A 25,870-nucleotide genomic window follows, 5' to 3' on the forward strand; every position below is an offset into this window, starting at 1 on the left:
GTATCCATGAAATCTTTATTTGAAAAGGAAGAACGATACTGGAGCAGCAAGTTTGATGCCGGTGATAGCCTGAGCTTCCTTCCTTACAGTCAATCCTCCAAATTATCGGCAAGTGGGGAAGTCCAGGCCAAACCGGGCTTGCTTGACCGAACTCTGCCAAGCGAACTCTCGGAGAGAATGATTGGCCTAGCGAGTGGTTCCGATTTGGCGATATACATGGTTGTTTTGGCAGGAGTAAAAGGCCTGCTGTTCAAATATACAGGCCAGGGTCAAGTACTGGTCGGTATGCCTTCCTATCAAGCAGAACCGGATGGGGCGAAGCCGCCGCATGAAATCCTGATCATCAAAACGGCTGTAAGCCATCAGACGACGCTTAAAACGCTGCTTGGGGGAATCAAAACCTCTATCGGCGAGGCAATGGAGCATCAGCACCTGCCTTTTCGGAAAATGGTGGAGCCGCTCCATCTGGGTTACACGAAGGATGGCTTTCCAGTCATTAATACGGTAGTCTCCTTCGCCCCGATTCATCCCGAACCGCCGGGCAACCGGATGGTGAACGATATGACTTTTCGCTTCGACCGCGAAGACAGTTCGATCAAGTTGGAGATAAGCTATGACGGGCAGCGCTATGATCATGCGTTTGTGGAACAGGCAGCCGACCATCTGGTTCGACTACTATCCTTCCTTTTATTTCAGCCGGATCTGGAACTTGGACAAGCTGATGTACTGTCTCCAGATGAGAGGGAAACGCTCCTGAATCAATTTAATGACACCGAAACCGGATTTAATCGTGCGCAAACCATCCACGGCTTGTTTGAAGAACGGGCAGCGCTTTACCCGGACAACGTAGCCGTTGTCATGAATAATGCGCAGCTGACTTACCGCGAATTAAACGAACGTTCCAACCGCCTTGCGCGGAAGCTGCGGGAGACAGGAGTCAAAGCCGACCAACTGGTCGCGATTCTAGCTGAACGCTCGATTGATATGGTTGTTGGCATCCTAGCGATTCTCAAAGCCGGCGGGGCTTACGTGCCTGTTGATCCCGATTATCCAGAGGAGCGCATCCGCTTCATGATTGAAGATTCAGGCGCACCGTTATTACTGATTCAGAAGCATTTGCATGAAAAGACCGATTTTGCAGGGACTCGGCTTGAATTAGATCATTTTGTTTGGGAAGAGAATGGGTTCAGCTCCGAAGCTACACGGGACTCTTCGAACTTAGAACCGATATCTGGATCGGGAAACTTGGCCTATGTTATATACACGTCTGGAACGACCGGTAAACCTAAAGGAACCCTAATTGAGCATAAAAACGTCGTGCGCCTTCTGTTTAACGACAAGAACTTGTTTGACTTCGGGCCAGCCGACACATGGACACTGTTCCACTCCTTCTGCTTTGATTTCTCTGTTTGGGAAATGTACGGAGCGTTGCTGAATGGAGGTAAGCTGGTTATCGTACCACCGCTTACGGCGAAAAGTCCCGCTGATTTTCTGGCGCTGCTAAGCAGCGAACAAGTCACGATTTTGAATCAGACGCCAACGTATTTTTACCAGCTGCTCCGTAAGGTTTTGGTCGATCATGCATATCATCTACGGATTCGTAACGTCATCTTCGGAGGCGAAGCGCTCAGTCCGTTGTTACTCAAGGGTTACAAGACGAAGTACCCGGAGACAAAGCTGATCAACATGTACGGCATTACGGAAACGACCGTTCATGTGACATATAAGGAAATTACGTGGATCGAAATAGACGCGGCGAAGAGTAATATCGGCAAGCCTATTCCTACGCTTCGTGTATATGTCCTGGATGTAAACCGTCAACCCGTTCCAATGGGTGTAGCGGGCGAAATGTTCGTGGCTGGTGAAGGCCTTGCGAGAGGATACCTGAACCGTCCGGACCTAACAGAGGAGAAGTTCGTGGATTCCCCGTTTGTGAAGGGGGAGAAACTGTACCGCACGGGTGATTTGGCAACTTGGTTGCCGGATGGCAATATCGAATATCTGGGCCGGATCGATCATCAGGTGAAAATTCGTGGGTACCGGATTGAGTTGGATGAGATCGAGAACCAGATGCTGAAGATGGAAGCTGTGCAGGAAGCCAAGGTGCTTGATCGCGAAGATGCGAACGGTAATAAGCTTCTTGTTGCTTATTACGTCGCAGAAACAAGGCTTTCGGCGCATGAACTCAAGGAGGGACTCTCCAAGCAGCTTCCGGGGTATATGATTCCTTCGCACTTCGTGCAGCTTTCGCAGATGCCGCTGACCTCGAACGGGAAAATTGACCGCAAAGCATTGCCCGCGCCAGGGGAAGCCGCGGCCAGGGAAGCCGAATATGTCGCGCCGAGAACGCTGCTTGAGATGAAAATCGCCCGTGTGTGGCAAGATACGCTTGGCGTTCCGCAGGTCGGAGTAAAGGATAACTTTTTTGAGCTCGGTGGCAATTCGTTAAGCCTGATGAGGCTCGTTCAAGCTGTTTACGATGAAACAGGAATTGAGATCCCGCTGAACCGCGAGTTCCATCATTTCACCGTTGAAGCCATGGCTTTTGGAGAGGGAGATCTGGGGCTGGATCAAGGGGGAGACTCTTTCATTAAGTTGAATAAAACAGGTGATCTTAACGTATTCTGCTTCCCTCCCGGTAGCGGCTTCGGCATAGGTTACCGAGAACTCGCAAGTAGGCTCGATGGACGATTCATGCTCTACGGCATTGATTTTATCGACGATGCCACCGGTTACGAGTCCATGCTAAACCGCTATGTCGATGAAATTGTTCGCATCCAGCCAGAAGGGCCTTACGTGTTACTCGGTTATTGCTTCGGAGGCAACCTGACGTTTGAGGTAGCTAAAGCGATGGAGAAAAGAGGGCATGTCGTAGCGGATGTGCTTATGGTGGACTCGTGGATTAAGGAAACGCTGACACCAGCTGAAAGGTCAGAGAAAGAGGCTGAAGAAATGCTTGCTGAATTTGACGAAGAGGAGAAGGAATTAATGAGTAACTCACTCGTACGGGAGAGGGTTCATCGGAAGGTCAAAGCGACCTTGATGTATGAGGCACAGCTTATTAATACTGGAATGATCTCGGCCCGGATTTATGAACTGATTGCGAAGGACAGCGAGGCGTTTCGTCTGGAGCACCAATTACCGTCCTGGCGGCGTGCGACAAAGCAAGCTTACACCGATTATCGTCTCGAAGGCGCGCACGAGGAATTATTAGAGCTTTCCCGTGTGGACGAAACAGCTGATGTTATCCGGGATATTTTAGAGCAAGTTAAGCGGCAGATTGAGGCGGAGGCTGGAGTACTGCATGGAAGCTGACCAGCAGCCATTTGTTCGAGAACAAGTTACCGCGGAACCTTCCAAGCGTCAAACCGCTTACGCGACATGGAAAGCGTTCCGCTGGCTGATGTCCTATGTAAGCCGTCATAAGGGCTGGATGATCGTCGGCACATTGTCCGCCATTGCTGCGGCTGTCATTGAGATATGGACGGGAAGTTTGATTGAGCAACTGACCACGCAGGCCGAGAAAGGGGCAGGGCCAATCGTACTGCAGATCGTTTACGCGGTCTTTGTGGTCATCCTGATCGGTGTACCAGCGAAGTTTTTCATGAGTTTTGGCGTGGAGCGAAGCAGTGCTTCCGCGGTTCAGGATGTCCGTAACGATGTCATGCGTCATATTGGCAAACTTCGGGTCTCCGATTTGGAAAAGCAGCACTCCGGTGACATGCTGTCGCGAATCAACAATGATCTGCAACTCATCCAGCAGTTTATGATTCGGGATTTTGCCCAGTGGTTTTATCACCCGCTATTGTTTATTGGCTGTTTCGCATATTTGATCTACCTCCAATGGGAGCTGATGCTGTACAGTCTGCTGTTATTTCCGGTAGCGTTGCTGGTTTCTCAATGGATTGGCAAGCAATTGGAGCGGTTGACGGAGGAAGCTCAGACCAATATGGGTCGAATGAACGTGAACCTCCAGGATACGCTTGGGGGGATGCCTATTGTAAAAAGCTACCTGTTATCCGGGATGTTATCTCGATCCTACCAAGTGTTGTTGCAATTGACAGCTCAAAAAAAACTGGCCGTGAAAAAGCGGGAAGCCTGGGTTAACCCGTTGCTTTCTACACTGATGATCAGTCCGATCATTTTCGCAGTCAGTTACGGAAGTTATTTGATCTATCAAGGGCAGTTAGGCGCGGGAGAACTCGTTGCCTTCTTATACTTGCTGAATCTGTGTCTTGAACCGCTGGAACATATTCCCGAGCTTATCACGCGTACGTTCGAAATGGCCGGTGCCTTAAGAAGGGTTTCCGACATCGTTGAGCAACCAACTGAAACAGAAAATGGCCGTTTCCTTCCGAAAGCGAACGCAACGCCTATTGAATTCAAGAACGTAACCTTTGGATATGAAGATCACTCTCCGATCCTGCGGAATGTGAGCTTCTCTGTACCGGAAGGCAAGACGATTGCTCTTGTCGGAGCGAGCGGTGGAGGGAAGAGCACGGTGTTTAAGCTGATTTGCGGCTTTTATCCACTACCAGAGAAAAGCCAAGGTGAAATTCGCGTGTTCGGCAGCCGGATTGATGGTGCCGATCCGGAGCAACTGCGGTCACATTTTTCCGTGGTCACTCAGGATTCGTATTTGTTTAGCGGTACGGTTGCCGAAAATATTGGCTACGGGCAGGAGGGAGCATCGATGGAAGCGATTATTGAAGCTGCCAAAGTTGCTCAGGCGCATTCCTTCATTATGAAGCTCTCTGATGGATACCAAACGTATGTCGGAGAGCGCGGCGGATTTTTGTCCGGTGGGCAACGTCAGCGTATCGCCATGGCTCGGGCTTTTTTAAAGGATGCTCCTGTGCTGTTGTTGGACGAGCCTACGTCGGCCCTTGATCCGGAGTCGGAAAGTGCGGTTCAGAAAGCACTGGGTGTATTGATGGAACAGAGAACAACGATGGTTATTGCTCACCGACTTTCTACGGTACAAAGTGTCGACGAGATTTGGGTCATGGAACAGGGGAATATTGTGGAGAAGGGCACTCATGAACAATTGCTGGGGATGAATGGGTTGTATGCCCAGTCTTACTACCAGGAGTTTACCGAGTCCGCCGAACGCAGGGAGGTGGCGCACACATGAAAAAGGGCGGATGGCTCTCACAAGTTAAAGAACTTGGCTATTTGCTGACATTTATGAACCGCAAGCAAAAAACGCAGTACGCCACTGGCCTGGCTGTAACGGCGCTCACCCAAACATTGTTTCTGATCGCATTCAGTTTGGTCGTACATAATTTGGTTGATTTCGCCGTGTCCCGAGATACGTCCCTGATGGTGAATGCTTTTATCATTTTGGGCACGGCGCTGTTTCTGGAAAATATTATTTCACCCTGGTTCATTTACTTGTACCAGCGGAGTGTTGAGTTGACTGTACTGAACATCCGAAAGCGACTTTATGACAAGCTGTGCCGGGTCCGTCCGAAATTCCTGGAGCAAACCCACCATGGGGACTTGTTGTCACGGGTGAACAATGACGTAACGACAGTTGAGTTTACATTTTCACAGGTTTACTTCGTTTTGTTGCTACAAATTGTTTTTTGCATCGGCTCTATTGTTTCCATGGTGCTAATTGACTGGCGGTTTGCTGGCGTATCTTTCGTTATTCTACTATTGTCCTCCGCGGTCAGCCTGAAATTTGCACGAGATATTCGTGTCTTGTCCGAACAAGGATTGCAAACGCTCGGTAAAATGACTGAAAAATTCAAAGATTTCATGGGTGGCATTCAAATGGTGAAACTGTTCCGCATCCGTTCGATTTATAGCCAGTATGAGGCGTTGAACGAACAGATGACCCAGACGCTTCGGCAAACTGCGCAGAAGAACGGCATGCAGGCTGCGGTGAATCATTTTATTAGCTACGTTACGTTCTGCGGCATTATCGTCATCGGTAGTCTTCTCTATGCCTACGGACTGATGGGAATGGGGAGTGTTGCTGCTCTGGCCGTTTTGCAAGTGAATCTGACACACGCTTTGTTGAACCTGGGGATGGTTCTGTCCATGACCCAGAATTCGCTCGCGGGGGCTCACCGGATTCAAGAGGTACTTGCAGAGGAAGAGGAACCGGAGCGACTGGGATCTCCAGACAGCAAACATTTTTCGGATGCTGCGGTGGAGTTTCGCGATGTGGAATTTTCCTATCAGATGGATAAAAAGGTGCTTGAAGGCATGTCCATGAAGGTATTTCCCGGCCAAGTTGCAGCAATTGTGGGAGCCAGCGGCAGCGGCAAAAGCACACTGATCAAGCTGTTGCTCGGTTTTTATCCGGTGGACAGCGGAGAAATCTTGCTCCAAGGCAAAGCGTTTGGCCATTACACGCTGGATGAAATCCGCAGGCAGATTGCTTACGTTCCGCAGGAACCGTTCTTGTTTACAGGCACAATCGAGGAAAATATCCGCTATGGCAAGCCGGAAGCTACGGATGAAGAAGTTGTGGAAGCTGCCAAAGCGGCATACGCTCATCATTTTATTCAGGAACTTCCTGAGCAGTATCAAACGTCGGTGGGAGAGAGAGGCGCATCGTTGTCAGGCGGACAAAGACAGCGCATTGCGATTGCGCGAGCGATTCTTAAGAATGCACCGATTCTCCTGCTGGACGAAGCAACCTCTGCACTGGATAACGAATCCCAGCATTGGGTACAGCAGGCTCTGAACGTATTGATGAAGGGACGTACGACGATTCTTATCGCGCACCGTCTCAGCACCGTGGAACATGCGGATTTGATTACGGTTATGAACCAAGGAACAGTCGTTGAGCGGGGCCGTCATCAGGAGCTGCTCGCACTCGGAGGTTATTACGCCCGGCTGTACGGTTAGCTTATCTACAAACAATCTCTAAAACGGGAGTGTGTCGATGTGAGAGAAAATACCAACAAGCAATACGGATTAACGCAAGCCCAGCGCCGAATATGGTTTATGGAAATTATGAATCCGGGTACGTCCATCACGAAGCTTTCTGCGACCTACCAAATCACGGGTCAGATCGACACATCAATTCTGGAGCAAGCGGCGGTAGAGATCGTCAAAACCTATGACGCATTCCGAATCCGTCTTAGTGGGGATTTACAACATCCAACACAGTGGTTTGAAGAACTGGAGAATGTGCAAGCCAGAATAAGCCACCTCGAATTAGATACGACTGAACAATTTTATACATGGGTAAACGAAATAAGCGAAAAACCGGTAAGCGTGTTTGACGAAAACCTTTACCAATTTACAATTATTCATTTTGCTAACGGTCAGGTATGGCTTAATTTGACGATAAATCATATCATTGCCGACGGTTTGTCCGTAAATGCTTTGTTGCATGCCGTGATGGAAAAATATCTGAAACTGCGTAAAGAAAAACGCAAGGAAAAAGGCAAAGAGAATGAGAATGGCAGAGATAAAGACATCTCAGGTAATGACCAGGCTCCCTCCTATTTGGATTATATTTCTGCTGAGCAAGAGTATGAGCAATCACAACGTTATCAAAAAGGCAAGGAATATTGGCTGTCAAAGTACAGCACGTTGCCTGAAACGACGGGCATTAAATCGGTGCCATCATTCTCCGTTGGCAGTGAGTCCAATAAACTCGCCATCACTTTGGATGGTTCCCGGTATGAACACATTCTGGCCTTCAGTGAGCGATATCAGGTCAGCTTATATACGTTATTTTTGTCCACCATGTACGCCCTGCTGTACAAGCTGACGGACAGCACCGATGTGCCCGTCGGCACGGTTTTCGCCAATCGTACCAGCAAAAAGGAAAAAGAAACCATAGGCATGTTCGTCAGCACCGTGGCCACACGGATTCATCTTGATCCAGACGCTCACCTGCTGTCCCTGATCCAGACCGTTTCCAAGGAAAATACGGCGGATTTGCGGTATCAGAAATATCCGTATAACCAATTGATCCAGGATTTACGTGAGCAACATGGACGCAACGATCTTTCGGAGTTGTTCCGCACATCTCTGGAATATTTGCCTCTAGAAATTGAGGAGTACGAAGAAATTAAAGTACGCCTGGAGGCTCATTTTGCCAGACATGAGATGGACGATCTGCTCTTACGCTTCGACCATATGCTGAATGAAGGACATGTTATTCTGCATGCTTCTTACCGTACTGGCCTGTTCGAAGAGGCCGAGATCGATCGGATTATGGAACAGTATGTAACTGTTCTGGATCAGTTTCTTCAGACTCCCGAATTACGGGTACGTGAACTTTCTCTGCTCAGTGATGAGGAGAGACATCGCATTCTGGACGTTTTTAATCCACCGGTGGCAGAGCTGGGCGAGGGAGAAGCGTTTCATCGATATATTGAAAAGTTTTCGCGGGAAATACCGGATCATCCGGCAGTCATCTATATGGACCAACAGCTGACGTATGGCGAATTGAACGAGCGTGCAGAACGGCTGGCTTCTCTCCTTCGTGAACAAGGCGTGGGAAGGGAGAGCATTACAGGGATCTGGGCGGAACGTTCTGTCGAACTGCTGGTTGGTGTACTCGCTGTTTGGAAAGCGGGCGGAGCCTATGTGCCGCTAGATCCTGATTATCCGGCGGAGCGAATCGAGTATATGTTAAGTGACAGCGAAGCATCGGTGTTGCTCACACAGCGTCATTTGTTGGAGCGGGCCGGAGGATGGCTGGCTGATGACAGGCTGAAGCTTCAAGCAGTTTATGCCATGGACGATGAGCAGATTTATACCGGGGATGCGGGTGGAATGGGATTTAAATCTGCCGACAGTGCTCCGCAAGACTTGGCTTATGTGATTTACACCTCGGGTACAACGGGACATCCTAAAGGTGTCATGGTTGAGCATGGTAGTCTCGTAAATACGGCGGATGCATACCGCCTTGAGTACCGATTGGATCAGTTCCCGGTACGGTTGTTGCAACTGGCGAGTTTCTCGTTTGACGTATTCGTCGGAGATATCGCACGCACGCTGTACAACGGGGGTACGATGGTGATTGTGCCGAAGGATGACCGGATTGATCCAAACCGTTTATACGGCTGGATTCGGGATCAAAACATTACGGTATTTGAATCGACGCCTGCGCTTATTTTGCCGTTCATGCAACATATCTATGAAGAAAAGCTGGACGTTAGCTCCATGCAGTTGCTGATTACCAGCTCGGATGCTTGCAGTGTCAACGACTATCGATTGTTACAGGAAAGATTCGGCGGACAATTCCGCATTATTAACAGCTATGGCGTGACGGAAGCGGCGATTGACAGCAGCTTTTACGATGAGCCTTTGGACAAACTGCCGACGTCGGGCCATGTTCCAATTGGCAAAGCTTGGCTGAACGCCAGATTTTATATTGTTGATGTTGCATTAAAGCCAGTGCCTATAGGGGTTCCGGGAGAACTTGTTATTGGTGGTGCCGGGGTAGCCCGCGGGTACTGGAACCGTCCCGACTTAACCGCAGAGAAGTTTGTAGAGAGCCCGTTTGTGCCGGGCGAACGTCTGTACCGGACAGGGGACTTGGCCCGCTGGCTGGAAGACGGAAACGTGGAATTCATCGGCCGGATCGACTATCAGGTGAAAATTCGCGGGTTCCGAATCGAACTTGGGGAAATTGAAACGGCTCTGTTACGTTATCCTGGCATTAAGCAGGCTGTAGTGATCGACCGAACGGATGAGCAGGGGCAGAAGTATTTGTGTGGTTACGTGGCTGGCGATGTTTCTTTGCAGATAAGCGATCTGCTGTCTCAATTGAAGGAAGAGCTGCCTGTCCATATGATCCCGGCTCGATTTGTATCACTCGATAAGCTTCCCCTGACGCCGAACGGTAAAATTGATCGTAAAGGGTTGCCTGAACCGAGCGGTGAGGTAGAAGCAGGACATGAGTATGTAGCGCCTCGCACCTTGCTTGAAACAAGGATTGCTCTCATTTGGCAACAGGTGCTGGGTATTGCACGAGTTGGCGTTCAAGATGATTTCTTCGACCTGGGAGGCCATTCCTTGCGGGCCTCCTCGCTGGTTTCAAAAATTAGAAAGGAACTGCAAGTCGAGGTTCCGTTGCGGGACGTGTTTCGCTACACCACGATTGAACAGCTGGCCCAGAGAATCGGTAGCTTAAAGCAGCAGGAAACATACGAGATTACAAAGGCAGCCCAGGCAGGGTATTATCCGGTTTCATCTGAACAAAAGCGTTTGTACATCCTGCGCCAGCTTGACGGAGCCGAGCGCAGCTACAATATGTCGGCGGCGCTTCTTCTCGAAGGTGCTTTGGATCATATGCGTGTCCAGCAAGCATTTCGGGCACTGATTCAGCGCCATGAGACGCTGCGCACCGGGATCGAGCAGGTTCAGGGCGAGCTTGTGCAGCGCATCTATGATGAGGTTCAGTTTGCCGTGGATTATTTCCGGGCGAACGAGCAGGAATTAGGTCAAGTGGTGGAGGCTTATTATCGCCCGTTTGATCTGACCAAGCCGCCACTTCTACGTATTGGCCTGATCCAAGTCGCCGAGGATCGCCACATTCTGTTGTTTGATATGCATCATATCGTCTCCGATGGCATTTCGACTGCGTTGCTTTTCGACGAGTTCAGCCGCTTGTATCGGGGTGAGACGCTGGTTCCGCTAGACATTCAATACAAAGACTATGCTGTTTGGCAGCATTCCGAAGCCTATGGGCTGATGCTTGAGCCGCAGAAGAAGTACTGGCTGGAACAGTTGTCGGGTGAATTGCCTGTTTTGGAGCTACCGACGGATTACCCTCGCCCTGCGGTGCAGAGCTTTGACGGCCGGACTGTAAAGTTTTATATCGGACAAGAACGAACGGAGAAGCTGAAAGAACTTGCGGCACGGACGGGAACGACGCTGTATATGGTGCTACTGTCGGCGTATTCCATCCTGATGCATAAATATTCGGGTCAGGAAGATCTGATCGTAGGAACGCCGATTGCCGGAAGAACGCAAGAAGAAGTGCAACCTATCGTGGGCATGTTTATCAACACATTGGCCATTCGTAGCCGTCCAGAGCGTTCCAAGCCGTACCTTTCGTACCTTGATGAAGTTAAGGACATCACACTCGGGGCTTTTGAAAATCAAAATTATTTATTTGAGGACTTGGTGGAAAGTCTGCACATTGCGCGCGCGACTGGCCGGAATCCGCTCTTTGATACGTTCTTCTCCCTGCAAAATACGGAGAACGAGCGCATTGTCATCGAGGGGCTGGAGCAATCGTTTTATCCGCTGGAAAACCGGACATCCAAGTTCGAGCTGCTGCTTGATATTTCGGAGTTGGACGGTCAGCTTGAATGTCGGTTGGAGTACGCTACGGCTTTGTACAAACAGGAAACTGCGGAGCGATTCGCCAGACATTATGGCAAGTTGCTCGAAACCATCGTAGCGGAACCGGACGGGGACATTGCATCACTGGAGATGCTTACGGGGGAGGAAGTCCACGAGCTGATGCACGGGTTTAACGATTCGGAAGCGGACTACCCACGCCAGCAAACCATTCACGGACTGTTCGAAGAACAGGCAGAACTCTATCCGAATAATGTGGCTGCTGTGATGAATGAGAAGCAATTGACCTACCGCGAGTTAAATGAACAATCGAACCGCCTCGGACGAAAACTGCGGGAAACCGGAGTCGAAGCAGATCAGTTGGTGGCCATTCTGGCCGAACGTTCCATTGATATGGTCGTCGGCATTCTGGCGATTCTCAAAGCGGGCGGAGCTTATGTGCCTGTCGATCCCGACTATCCGGAAGAGCGTATTCGTTTCATGATCGAAGATTCCGGCGCATCATTATTGCTGATCCAAAAGCATTTGCATGAGAAGACGGACTTTGCTGGAACTCGGCTCGAATTGCATGATTATGTTTGGGGAGATGTCAAGGCAGACTTGGGGAATGCGCTGGATGTTTCGAACTTGGAACCAATATCTGGCCCGGACAATCTGGCCTATGTCATCTACACATCGGGAACGACGGGTAAACCGAAAGGAACGTTGATCGAGCATAAAAACGTTGTGCGCCTCCTGTTTAATGACAAAAACCTGTTCGACTTTGGGCCGTCTGATACGTGGACGCTGTTCCATTCGTTCTGCTTTGACTTCTCTGTTTGGGAAATGTACGGAGCACTATTGTACGGAGGTAAGCTGGTCATTGTACCACCGCTCACAGCGAAAAATCCAGCCGATTTTCTGGCACTGTTAGGCCGCGAACAAGTCACCATTCTGAACCAGACGCCAACGTACTTTTATCAACTGTTGCGGGAGGTCTTGGCAGATCATGTATACGATCTGCGGATTCGCAACGTCATTTTTGGGGGAGAAGCGCTCAGTCCTTTGCTACTCAAGGGCTTCAAGACGAAATACCCTGATACGAAGCTGATCAACATGTATGGTATTACGGAGACAACGGTTCATGTGACATATAAGGAAATTACGTGGGTCGAGATAGAGGCAGCCAAAAGTAATATCGGTAAACCGATTCCGACACTGAGCGTATACGTTCTGGATGAGAACCGCCGTCCTGTGCCGATTGGTGTGGCGGGCGAAATGTATGTGGCCGGGGAAGGATTGGCCAGAGGATATCTGAACCGTCCGGATCTGACAGCGGAGAAGTTCGTCGATTCCCCTTTTGCGGAGGGAGAGAAACTGTATCGCTCGGGTGACTTGGCCGCCTGGCTGCCGGATGGCAACATCGAATATCTGGGACGGATCGACCATCAGGTGAAAATCCGTGGTTACCGGATCGAGCTGGACGAAATCGAGACTCAGCTTCTAAATGTTAAAGGCGTGGAAGAGGCAGTAGTGCTTGCTCGTGAGGACAGCGGAGGCGAGAAGGCGCTTGTCGCTTACTTTGTGGCGGATCGTACGCTGACAGTCAGTGAAATGAGAACTTCGCTGGCTCAGGAAATGCCGGGTTATATGATCCCGTCATACTTCGTGCAGCTGGAGCGTATGCCGCTGACGTCCAACGGTAAAGTCGATCGCAAAGCACTGCCTGAGCCGCAAGGTGGCATGGACACAGGCGTTGAATACGTAGCACCGCGTAACCATTTGGAGGCTCAACTCGTGAAAATTTGGGAGGAAGTGCTGGGTTTTTCCGGCATTGGAGTCTTGAACAATTTCTTCGAGCTCGGAGGGCACTCCTTGCGGGCAACAAACCTTGTCAGCAAAATTCGGAAGGAAATGAACGTCGAACTCCCGCTACGCGATGTATTCCGCTATATGACGGTAGAGTCGATGGCCGAGGTTATTGCCAGCTTGGGAGAAACGAAACATACCTCCATTCCAAAAGCAGAGGAAAAAGCATACTATCCGGTTTCTTCTGCGCAAAAAAGGCTGTATGTCCTGAATCAACTGGATAGCTTGGAGTTGAATTACAACCTCCCAAGCGCCTTGCGATTGGAAGGTGCTTTGGATGAGACCAAAGTGGAACGCGCACTGGACACTTTGGTAGCCCGTCATGATATGCTGCGCACCGGTTTTGAAATCGTAGATGGAGAGCCAGTTCAACGTATCCATCCACATGCAGGTTTCAAGATCGAGAAGCTTCAAGCAAGTGAAGATCAGATTGCGTCCATTCTTGAAGGCTTTATTCAGCCTTTTGACTTGAGCGCGCCGCCTTTGCTACGTGCCCTGCTGATCCAACTGGGAGAAGAGCAGTTCCTGCTCGCACTGGATATTCATCATATTGGTTCCGACGGCCTTTCCATGGACGTAATACTGCGTGAATTCGTGCGGCTTTACAATGGGGAAGAGTTACCGGAGATGCAGATTCAATACAAGGATTACGCTGTTTGGCAACAATCCGAGGAGCAACGGCAACGTATTGAGCGGCAGGAGGAATACTGGCGCGGGGTATTTAGCTCCGAGCTTCCGGTTCTTGAGCTACCATCTGACTTCTCGCGTCCAGCTGTTCAACAGTTTGACGGTCAAACGCTTACGTTTACACTGGATGCAGCCAAAAGTGAAGCACTTAAACGTCTTGCAGATGATACGGGCTCAACGCTGTACATGCTTTTGCTGGCCGCATACTCCGTATTGCTTCATAAATATGCGGGCCAGGAGGATATCGTGGTCGGCACGCCGATTGCCGCCCGTTCACACGCAGACCTGCAACCGATTATCGGCATGTTTGTCAACACGCTGGCTCTTCGTTTGGGTCCGGCGGCAGAGCGAACGTTCATGGAATACTTGCAGGAAGTGAAGGAAACGACGCTTGGAGCCTATGAGCATCAGGACTATCCGTTTGAGGAACTGGTGGAAACACTTCAGGTGAACCGGGATTTAAGCCGGAATCCGCTGTTTGATACGATGTTTTCTTTACAAAAGCACGAGAGCCTGGATTTAACGATGGAAGGTTTGCAATGGTCGTTGTTTGATATCGAGGAAAAGACAGCAAAGTTTGATCTTAGCTTGGATATTGTGGAAGCGGGGAGAGAGTTGGTTTGCAAGATTGAGTATGCCACCTCGTTATTCAGACCGGAAACCATCGTACGGCTCGCAGGGCATTACGAGCATCTTCTGGAGTCGATCCTGGCTCAGCCGGGAGCGCGGATTGCGGATCTGGATTTCCTGACGGATAACGAAAAGCATGATTTGCTGGTTGGGTTTGACGTGTCCTCTCTGGCTCTCGCGAAACAGTCTTCCGAAGAGGAAGAGAGTACGGGCTTGGAAGCGGATGAAGCATGGAGGGAGAGAACGTTCCACGAGCAATTTGAGCAACAGGTGGCGCGTACGCCAGAAGCGCTGGCCGTTGTCTACGAAGACAGCAAGCTGACGTATGCGGAGCTGAACGCCAAAGCAAATCGTTTGGCATATATACTACGGACGCACGGAGTGAAGCCTGAGCAGGTGGTTGGTATTCTGGCTGGTCGTTCCACGGAGCTATTGATTGGGGTGCTTGCCGTATGGAAGGCAGGCGGCGCTTATGTACCGCTTGACCCGGATTATCCAGCGGAACGGATCGAGTATATGCTCGCGGACAGTGGTGCATCTGTCCTGCTCACGCAGACTTGCCTGCTGGAGCAAGCAGAAGTCTGGCGTACTGATGCAAATCTGATGCTGCAAACGGTGCTTGCGCTTGACGACGCGACAACGTACCAACTTGGAGGGAAAGAAGGGGCTGTAGGTACACAAACTTGGGATGAAACAGGCACTGAAGAGGGCGCTATGGTACAGGCGGAAGTGAAAGTAGCTGTTGCCGAAACCTCTGCCACAGCAGAAGCCGAGAAGAGCACACAAGCGGCAGATCCGATATCCAATCCTGCAAATGTGAACAAGGCGGGTGATTTGGCTTACGTCATTTACACCTCAGGTACAACGGGCCGGCCGAAGGGCGTGGCAGTGGAACATCGCAGCTTGGTGAACACGGCATCTGGTTACCGGCGGGAATACCGTCTGGATCAGTTTCCGGTCCGGTTATTACAGCTCGCCAGCTTTTCGTTCGACGTGTTTGTCGGTGATATTGCGCGCACGCTGTACAATGGCGGCACCATGGTCATCGTACCGAAGGATGACCGAATTGATCCAAACCGTCTGTACGGCTGGATTCGTGACTATGCCATAACGGTGTTTGAATCGACTCCGGCGTTAATCATACCGTTCATGGAACATGTGTATGCCGAAGGTCTCGATGTCAGTTCGATGCAGTTACTGATCACAAGTTCCGATGCGTGTAGCGTAGCAGATTACCGCACCTTGCAGGAGCGCTTCGGATCGCAGTTCCGTATTATTAACAGCTACGGCGTAACGGAAGCCGCGATTGACTCCAGCTTCTATGATGAGCCGATGGAGAAACTGCCGAAGACGGGTAGTGTGCCGATCGGCATGGCGTGGCTGAATGCCAAGTTCTATATCGTGGATGCGAATTTGAAGCCGGTGCCGATCGGCGTACTCGGGGAGCTTGTTATTGGCGGCGTGGGTGTGGCCCGCGGTTATTTAAACCGCCCGGATTTGACGGCGGAAAAATTCGTAGATAGCCCGTTCACCGCTGGGGAGCGGTTGTACCGGACGGGTGACCTGGCCCGCTGGATGCCGGATGGCAATGTAGATTTCATCGGTCGGATCGACAACCAGGTGAAAATTCGCGGCTATCGGATCGAGCTTGGCGAAATCGAAGCAGCTATGAATAATGTGGCTGGTGTGCGTCAAGCGCTTGTCATGGATCGGATGGATGAGCGAGGACAGAAATACTTGTGCGCGTATGTCGTAGCGGATTCAAGCTTTGATCTGGAAGGGCTGGTGGCTCATCTGGACACAGCCCTGCCTTCCCATATGGTGCCTGCGCGCATGATGCGTCTGGATCAGATGCCGCTTACGCCGAACGGGAAGGTAGACCGAAAAGCGTTACCTGTACCGGAAGGAAGTGTTCGCGCCGAGGTTGCATACACGGCACCTCGTACTGCTGCCGAGCAAGCTCTTGCGTTAGTCTGGCAGTCTGTACTTGGTGTGGATCAGGTCGGCACAAAGGACAATTTCTTTGCGCTTGGCGGCGATTCGATTAAGGCTTTGCAGGTATCGTCCCGTCTTTTGCAAACGGGCTACAAGCTGGTCATGAAAGATTTGTTCCATTACCCGACCATTTCCGCCCTGAGTTTAAGATTGCAAACGGTGGAAAAAACGGCTAGCCAGGCCGAAGTGACGGGTGAGGTTATTTTGACCCCGATTCAGCGCTGGTTCTTTGAGCAAAATCCGGCTGATGTGCATCATAGCAACCAGGCGTTTATGCAATTTTCCAAGCAAGGCTTTGACGAGGAAGTTTTACGCCAAGCGATGCATCAGCTGGTTGTGCATCATGATGCTCTCCGCACGGTTTACCGCCAAAGCGAGAACGGTTATACGGCTTGGAACCGTGGCGTCCTGGAGAATGAAGCGTTGTTCGATCTGGAAGTTGTCGATCTCAAAGGAGTCCGCGACCTGAAAGAAACCGTAGAGGCTAAGGCGAATGACATTCAAGCGAGCATCGATCTGGAAAAAGGCCCCTTGGTGAAACTCGGTTTGTTCCGCTGTGACGACGGCGACCATCTGCTTATTGCCATTCATCATCTGGTTGTAGATGGCGTATCCTGGCGAATTCTGCTTGAGGATTTAGCTACTGGCTATGAGCAGGCGTTGCAAGGGCAACACATTCGTCTACCGCTCAAAACGGATTCATTCCAAACGTGGGCAAAACAGCTTGCTGATTATGCCAACAGCCCGGCAATAGAAAGCGAAAGAGCGTACTGGCAACAAGTCGAGCAATTGACCTATGAATCACTTCCGAAAGATTTTGAACAAGGCAGATCCAAGCTGAAGGACAGCGGGCTTGTGACGGTTTGCTGGTCAGCAGAGGAAACGGAACAGCTGTTGAAGCAGGCACACCGTGCATACCATACGGAAATGAATGATCTGCTGCTGACCGCGCTTGGCCTTGCGGTACAAGCTTGGAGCGGTCAGAAACGTGTGCTGGTGAATCTCGAAGGCCACGGCCGGGAAGAACTTTTGCCAGATGTGGATATTACCCGTACAGTAGGCTGGTTTACAAGTCAATTCCCAGTTGTACTGGAGCTGAGTCATGTTCAGGCTCTCGGTCATCAGGTGAAACAGGTGAAGGAAGGCTTGCGCCGGATTCCAAACAAAGGAATCGGTTATGGCATTCTGCGTTATTTGTCGGTGCCGCGTGAAGGTGAATTCTTCGCTTTGGAACCAGAGATCAGCTTTAACTATTTGGGTCAGTTCGACCAGGATGTCGAAAGCAACGGCATGCAATCTTCTCCGTTCAGTGCCGGCGAGGATTCAAGCCCGAATGCAGTGATGGATTTTGTCCTCGATATCAATGGTATGGTGTCAGAAGGCACGCTGGAATTCACGATCCGTTACGGGGAGACCCAGTATAAACGGGAAACGATAGAGAAATTAGGCAGCCTGCTTCAATCGAGTTTACGCGAAGTCATCCGTCATTGTGTTTCCATAGAGCGACCAGAGCTTACACCTAGTGATGTACTGCTTCAAGATGTGACCTTGGAGGATTTGGATCAGTTAGCTGAACAGGTGGCGGCGATTGGCGAACTGGAGAATGTGTATACCCTGACTCCGCTACAAAAAGGGATGTTGTTCCACAGCTTGCTGGATGCTGATTCGGAGGCTTATTTCGAACAGGTGACCTTCGATCTGCACGGAAACTTGAATGTCGAAGCTTTTGCTAGAGGATTGGATACGTTGGTGCAACGGAATGAGGCGCTACGAACCAACTTTATTACAGGCTGGAGAGACGAGCCGATTCAAGTGGTATTCCGTGAGCGAAAGTGTGAAGTGTACTTTGAAGATATTCGCTTGGCAAGCGGTGAAGACCTGGAGAAAACCATGGCCGATTTCGTTAGCGCGGATAAAGCGAACAAGTTCGATTTGGCTCAAGGCTCTTTGATGCGAGTGACCGTATTGCGTACAGGCGACGAGTCCTACCATGTGATCTGGAGCCACCATCATATTTTGATGGATGGCTGGTGCATGTCTTTTATGATCAAGGAAGTGTTCGACACCTACTTCGCGTTGCAAGAGAATCGGGAGCCGGAGCTTCCACCGGTTACTTCGTACTCACGGTATATCGAATGGCTGGAAACGCAAGACGTTGCACAAGCTTCACATTACTGGTCCGAGTATTTGGCGGGTTACGACGAGCAGACCAGACTGCCTCAGGAAAAAATGAAGCTGAAACAGCATGCTTTTGAGATGGCAGAAATGGATGTGGAACTCAGCAAGGAATTGACCAGGAAAATTGAACGGGTGTCACGCCAGCAACAGGTGACGCTTAATACATTCATGCAAACCGTATGGGGACTGGTTCTGCAAATATACAACAACAGTGAGGATGTCGTATTCGGCTCGGTCGTATCCGGGCGTCCGGCTGAAATTCCAGGTATCGAAAGTATGATTGGCTTATTTATTAACACCATTCCGGTTCGTATTCAAAGCAAAGCATCGGAAAGGGTAGCTGATATTTTGAGAAAAACTCAGGATCAGGCACTGACATCGGGACCTTATGAGACATATCCGTTGTTCGAAATACAGTCGCTGAGTAAGCAAAAGCGCGACTTGATCAACCATATCATGGTCTTTGAAAACTATCCGATGGAAGAACAGATCGAGCAGGTCGTTGGCGGGGACAAAGAAGCGTTGAAAATCGCCAATATCCAGTCACCTGAGCAAACAAACTACGACCTGGACATTACCGTCATTCCGGAAGAACATATTTGGCTACGTTTCACGTACAATGCACTGACCTTCAGAGAAGAAGATATCAGGTCGATCCACGGTCATTTTGCCCGGGCACTGGAGCAGGTTGCAGCTAATCCAAATATTCGTGTGAATCAGTTGGAACTGTTGACTGCGGCGGAAAAAGAGCAAATTCTCGGTGGCTTTAACCCTGCACAACCGGAAGCAGAAACGCTTCCTGCGCTTGCATTCCACCGATTGTTTGAGGAACAGGCGCAGCGCGCGCCTGACTCGGAGGCCGTCGTGTACGAGAACGACCATCTCACGTATGCGGAGCTAAATGAGCGGGCGAACCGTTTGGCGGCTACACTTCGCGCAACCGGCATCGGCCGGGAATCCATCGTCGGCATTCTTGCCGAACGTTCGGTGGATTTGCTGGTAGCTGTGCTAGCTGTCTGGAAAGCAGGCGGCGCATATGTACCACTCGATCCGGATTACCCGGCAGACCGCGTGCGGTTCATGCTCGAAGATAGCGGAGCGAAGGTACTATTAACGCAAACGCCACTGCGAGAGCGTGCCGAAGCCTGGCTGGACGAAGAGGACCTGGCGCTGGGTGCGGTGCTGTACCTCGATGATGAAGCAACCTACAGCGGGGAGTCAGCCAATGCACCGATTGGCTCTGGTATGCCATCGGGCTTCGACTCCGGCAAGCTGTTAGGTGCTGTGGACGGTGGTGATTTAGGCCATCCGAATGGTGTTGGCATGGATGATTTCCACGAAGCCCGTCCGGAGGATCTGGCTTACGTAATCTATACGTCGGGAACGACAGGACAGCCTAAAGGCGTCATGATCGAGCATCGTAGTCTGGTGAATACGGCGGCAGCATACCGACGGGAATACCGATTAGATCAGTTCCCGGTACGGCTGCTACAGCTTGCCAGCTTCTCGTTTGACGTGTTCGTGGGCGATATTGCGCGCACGCTGTACAACGGAGGCATGATGGTGATTGTGCCGAAGGATGACCGGATCGATCCGTCGCGTCTGCACCACTGGATTGAGCAAGAGCGGGTAACTATTTTTGAATCGACGCCAGCGCTGATCGTGCCGTTTATGGAATATGTGCATGAGCATCGGCTGGATATGAGCCAGATGGAGCTACTCATCACAAGTTCGGATAGCTGCAGCGTGGCAGATTATCGAACCTTGCAGGAATGCTTCGGATCATTATTCCGAATCATCAACGCTTATGGGGTGACGGAAGCGGCAATTGACTCCAGTTTCTACGACGAGTCACTGGAAATGTTGCCAGAGGCAGGTCATGTGCCTATCGGCAAGGCGTGGTTAAATGCGAAGTTTTATATTGTGGATGCGCACCTGAATCCGGTGCCTGTCGGGGTGCTGGGCGAACTGGTTATCGGCGGGATTGGGGTCGCGCGCGGATACTTGAACCGTCCAGAGTTGACGGAAGAGAAGTTCGTAGATAGCCCGTTCGCCTTAGGTGAGCGCTTGTATCGCACGGGAGACTTGGCGAGATGGACGAAAGACGGCAACGTGGATTTCATTGGCCGAATGGACAACCAGGCTAAGATTCGAGGATACAGGATTGAAACAGGCGAAGTCGAAGCGAAATTACTGGGTGTAACGGGCATGAAGGAAGTCATCGTCGTTGTAAGGGAAGATCAAGAAGGCCAGAAAGCGTTGTGTGCCTATTATACTGCCGAAGAAGGCTTGACCGTGGCAGATCTGAAACGGGCTATCTCAAGCGAGTTACCAGGATACATGATTCCGTCGTACTTCGTAGAACTGGAGCAGCTACCTCTGACGCCGAATGGGAAAATCGACCGGAAGGCGCTGCCGGCACCGGAAGCGGGTGAAGGTCGTGTATATGTGGCTCCGCGAACCGAACTGGAGGCCAAGCTGGCTGTTATCTGGCAAGATGTGCTTGTTCGGGAGAAGGCAGTGGGTGTAACTGACAATTTCTTCGATCTGGGTGGACACTCCCTGCGGGCGACAACTCTGGTCAGCAAAATGCATAAAGAGCTAGGCGTGCAATTCCCACTTCGCGACGTATTCCGCTATTCCACGGTCGAGGAAATGGCCACGGCTATGGAGCAGCTGGAAAACAGCTCGTTCACAGCTATTCCGGTTGCGGAACCGAGCGCGTATTATCCGCTCTCTTCCGCCCAGAAACGTCTTTATATTTTGAACCAGCTGGAAGGAGCCGAGCTGAGTTACAACATACCGGGAACTATGTTGCTCGAAGGTGAGCTTGACCGACAGCGGTTTGAAGAAGCGTTCCGTGGGCTCATAGCTCGTCATGAAACGCTACGTACTGGCTTTGAAGTGGTGAAAGGCGAAGCGATTCAGCGGATTCATGATGAAGTTGTCTTCCAGGTGGAATATGTGCAGATCAACGCGGAGCAAGCGGAAGAAACGGTACGCCGATTCGTTCGTCCGTTTGATCTTGCGAAGCCGCCACTGCTGCGTGTAGGTCTTGCCGAACTGGCGCCGGACCGGCATATTCTGATGTTTGATACGCATCATATCGTATCTGACGGCGTTTCAATAGACGTATTAATTGAAGAATTCGTGCATTTGTACAGCGGTAAGTCACTCGATCCGCTCCGTATTCAATACAAAGATTATGCGGTATGGCAGCAATCGGGTGAGCAGAAGACGCAGCTTGCCAAACAGGAAGATTACTGGCTGGGCATGTTCCGCGGAGAGCTGCCGGTTTTGGAATTGCCGACAGACTATCCGCGCCCGGCAATGCAAAGTTACGAGGGCCGCACGCTTCAATTGTTTATGAATAACGAACAAAGTGAGGGTCTAAAACGGCTTGCAACCGAGAACGGTGCAACACTTTACATGGTTCTACTTGCTGGTTATACGATATTGTTGCAGAAATACACAGGACAAGAAGACGTGGTCGTCGGTACGCCGATTGCGGGAAGAAATCACAGTGACGTTCAGCCATTGATCGGCATGTTCGTCAATACTTTGGCTATTCGCAGTTATCCTGCTGCCGATAAAACGTTCCTTGACTACTTGGAGGAAATCAAGGAGACAACGCTGGGTGCTTTTGAACATCAGAATTATCCGTTTGAAGAACTGGTGGATAAGGTGGGCGTGGCTCGTGATCTAAGCCGTAATCCGTTGTTTGATACGATGTTTGCTTTGCAGAATACAGAGAACGTGGAAATCCAGCTTCCTGGACTTCATTTATCGACGTATGACAGCGAAGAGATTGTTTCTAAATTCGATCTAAGTCTAGACGTTACGGAGATGGAGGAAGGGTTGGAATATCTGTTTGAATATGCCACAGCTCTTTATAAAACCGAAACGGTGGAGAAAATGGCATCTCATTACTTGCAACTGCTCGAATCCATTCTCCGTAACCCGTCAAGGACCATTGCCGAATTGGATATCTTAACAACTGTGGAAAAAGAACAAATTCTCGGTGGCTTTAATCCTGCACAACCGGAAGCAGAAACAGCTCCTGCGCTTGCATTTCACCGATTGTTTGAGGAACAGGCGCAACGCGTGGCTGAATCGGAGGCCGTTGTGTACGAAAACGACCGACTAACGTATGCGGAGCTAAATGAGCGGGCGAACCGTTTGGCGGCTACACTTCGCGCAACCGGCATCGGCCGGGAATCCATCGTCGGCATTCTTGCGGAACGTTCGGTGGATTTGCTGGTAGCCGTGCTGGCTGTCTGGAAAGCAGGCGGCGCGTATGTACCGCTCGACCCGGATTACCCGGCAGATCGCGTGCGGTTCATGCTCCAAGACAGTGGAGCGAAGGTACTATTAACGCAAACGCCACTGCGAGAGCGTGCCGAAGCTTGGCTGGGTGAAGAGGAACTAGCGTTGTCTGCAGTGTTGTATCTCGATGACAAAGCATCGTACAGCGAGGAGCGGGCCAATGCGCCGATGAGTTCTGGCATGGACAGCTTCCACGAAGCCCGTCCAGAGGATCTGGCCTACGTAATCTACACGTCGGGAACGACAGGACAGCCCAAAGGCGTCATGATCGAGCACCGTAGTCTGGTCAATACGGCGGCAGGATACCGACGGGAATACCGATTAGATCGTTTCCCGGTACGGTTGCTACAGCTTGCCAGCTTTTCGTTTGACGTGTTCGTGGGCGATATTGCGCGCACGCTGTATAACGGAGGCACGATGGTGATTGTGCCGAAGGACGACCGGATCGATCCATCGCGTCTGCACCACTGGATTGAACAAGAGCGGGTAACTATTTTTGAATCGACGCCAGCGCTGATCGTGCCGTTTATGGAATATGTGCATGAACATCGGCTGGATATGAGCCAGATGGAGCTACTCATCACAAGTTCGGATAGCTGCAGCGTGGCAGATTATCGAACCTTGCAGGAACGCTTTGGCACGCAATTCCGAATTATCAATGCTTATGGTGTAACGGAAGCAGCCATTGACTCCAGTTTCTACGACGAGCGACTGGAAATGTTGCCAGAGACAGGACATGTGCCTATCGGCAAGGCGTGGTTAAATGCGAAGTTTTACATTGTGAATGCCCACCTGAATCCGGTGCCCGTCGGGGTGCTAGGCGAGTTGGTTATTGGCGGGATTGGTGTCGCGCGCGGATACTTGAACCGTCCAGAGCTGACGGAAGAAAAGTTCGTAGACAGCCCGTTCGCTTTAGGTGAGCGGTTGTATCGCACGGGTGACTTGGCGAGATGGACGAAAGACGGCAACGTGGACTTCATTGGTCGGATGGACAACCAGGCAAAAATTCGGGGCTACCGGATCGAAACAGGCGAAGTCGAAGCGAAGTTGCTACAGGTGGAAGGTGTGCGCGAAACCGTGGTGCTGGTTCGAGATGACGCAAATGGACAGAAAGTTCTATGTGCATATTACACAGCGGATACGGGAATGGATCTGGTAGTGAAAGATCTGCGTAGCGCGCTGGCCCAGGAGTTGCCGGGGTACATGATCCCATCGTACTTTGTAGAACTGGAAAACTTGCCACTAACGCCGAATGGGAAAGTTGACCGGAAGGCATTGCCAGCGCCAGAAGAAGGAGCTGGAGGTGGACATGAATACGTGGCGCCGCGCACTGAGCTAGAGACGAAACTGGTCGCCATCTGGCAGGACGTGCTCGGACCAATAACAATAGGTGTGACGGATAACTTCTTTGATCTTGGCGGGCACTCCTTACGGGCGACAATGCTGGTTAGCAAGGTGCACAAGGAGTTGAGTGTAGACTTGCCGTTGCGCGAAGTGTTCCGGCACTCGACGATTGAATCGATGGCTGAAATCATCAGTCAATTGGAGTGGCAGGAATATCGCTCCATTCCGGTGCTGGACCAGAAGGATTACTATCCGCTTTCCTCCGTGCAAAAACGGTTGTACATCCAGCAACAGATGGAGGGCGCGGAGCTTAGTTACAACATGTCCGGCATGACGGTTCTCGTCGGGCGTCTGGAACGGAATCAATTCGAGTCCGCACTCCAAGGATTAATCGCTCGTCATGAAGTTTTGCGAACTGGCTTCGAAATGGTGGACGGTGAACCCGTACAACGAATTTATCCGAACTTGGAGTTTGCCGTCGAGTATACGAAAGCAACAGAAAGTGAAACGAAAAATATCGCAGATGGATTTGTGCGAGTCTTTGATTTGGAGCGGCCGCCGCTGCTACGTGCGGGCTTAGTTGAATGGGAAGCGGAACGGCACTTGCTTATGCTGGACATCCATCATATCATCACGGATGGCATGTCGATGGGCATCTTCGTCGAAGAGCTGTTGCGCTTGTATAACGGTGAGACTCTTGAACCGCTTCGGATTCAATACAAGGAATATGCCGCTTGGCAACAGTCTGAGCCTGTAAAAGAACAGCTGAAACGACAGGAAGCCTATTGGCTGGACGTGCTGGAAGGCGAGTTGCAAATACTTGAACTGCCTACGGACTTTGTCAGACCTGCTACTCGCAGCTTTGAGGGAGATGTGCTTTCTTTCCCTATCGACCAGCAGATGACGGAAAGCTTGGAACGCATCGCCAGTCAGAACGGTGCTACTCTTTATATGGTGTTATCGGCGGCCTATTCCATCCTGCTCAGCAAATACTCGGGGCAAGAAGACTTCATTGTAGGCACACCGGTTGCGGGTCGCACGAATACCGACTTGGAGCCACTTATCGGAATGTTTGTCAACACGTTGGCCATTCGCCATTATCCTTCGGGGGAGAAGACATTCCTTGCTTACTTGAACGAAGTCAAAGAAACGATGCTCGGAGCTTACGATCACCAGGATTATCCGTTTGAGGAGCTTGTGAAGAAACTTCAGGTACCGCGAGACCTAAGCCGCAATCCTGTATTCGATGTCATGTTTGCTCTGGAAACGAAGGAAGATAACGTTCACAGCTTCGGAGAGATCCAGATCGAATCGTATCCGGAAAAACATACGGTTGCTCAATTCGATCTGACCTTGGTCATTTCGATGCTGGATGAGGGAATGACCGGGCAGTTTGAATATGCGACCAAGTTGTTTACACGCAATCTGATCGATAATTTTGCTCAGGATCTGCTCTTCATCATCAGCCAGATTGGTGAACAGCCTTCGATGTTGCTGAAGGATATTTCCCTGAACGGACAATCCGAACAGGAACAGGATGAGCTAGAGGCCATTGATATTATGTTCTAATCTT

General features: G+C 50.7%; 4 protein-coding genes. All 4 read left to right on the top strand.

Features of this window, described 5'->3' with window-relative positions:
* Positions 1-6: 6 nt before the first annotated feature.
* Genes FS818_RS21840 through FS818_RS21855 form a run of 4 tightly spaced genes read left to right on the top strand, consistent with a single transcriptional unit; the run spans position 7 to position 25,866 of the window.
* Positions 7-3,315 carry a non-ribosomal peptide synthetase gene (locus FS818_RS21840; protein WP_145334668.1) on the top strand — a complete coding sequence of 1,103 codons (3,309 nt, stop codon included), beginning with the start codon at positions 7-9 and terminating at the stop codon, positions 3,313-3,315.
* Positions 3,305-5,134, top strand: coding sequence for an ABC transporter ATP-binding protein (locus FS818_RS21845; RefSeq protein ID WP_145334670.1), 1,830 nt, complete (start codon positions 3,305-3,307; stop codon positions 5,132-5,134). Before FS818_RS21840 ends, FS818_RS21845 begins: the two co-directional genes overlap by 11 nt.
* Positions 5,131-6,864 carry an ABC transporter ATP-binding protein gene (locus tag FS818_RS21850; protein WP_145334672.1) on the top strand — a complete coding sequence of 578 codons (1,734 nt, stop codon included), beginning with the start codon at positions 5,131-5,133 and terminating at the stop codon, positions 6,862-6,864. The genes FS818_RS21845 and FS818_RS21850 overlap by 4 nt, the downstream gene beginning before the upstream one ends.
* A 39-nt stretch (positions 6,865-6,903) precedes the next feature.
* Positions 6,904-25,866, top strand: a complete 18,963-nt coding sequence (locus FS818_RS21855; RefSeq protein WP_145334674.1) for a non-ribosomal peptide synthetase — start codon at positions 6,904-6,906, stop codon at positions 25,864-25,866.
* The last annotated feature ends 4 nt before the right edge of the window (positions 25,867-25,870 follow it).

The sequence above is a fragment of the Paenibacillus xylanexedens genome (assembly GCF_007680605.1).
GTDB lineage: Bacteria > Bacillota > Bacilli > Paenibacillales > Paenibacillaceae > Paenibacillus > Paenibacillus xylanexedens_B.

Coding starts and splice junctions, on each gene's coding strand:
- FS818_RS21840 (WP_145334668.1), top strand. CDS start 7: ATGAAATCTTTATTTGAAAAGGAAGAACGATACTGGAGCAGCAAGTTT.
- FS818_RS21845 (WP_145334670.1), top strand. CDS start 3,305: ATGGAAGCTGACCAGCAGCCATTTGTTCGAGAACAAGTTACCGCGGAA.
- FS818_RS21850 (WP_145334672.1), top strand. CDS start 5,131: ATGAAAAAGGGCGGATGGCTCTCACAAGTTAAAGAACTTGGCTATTTG.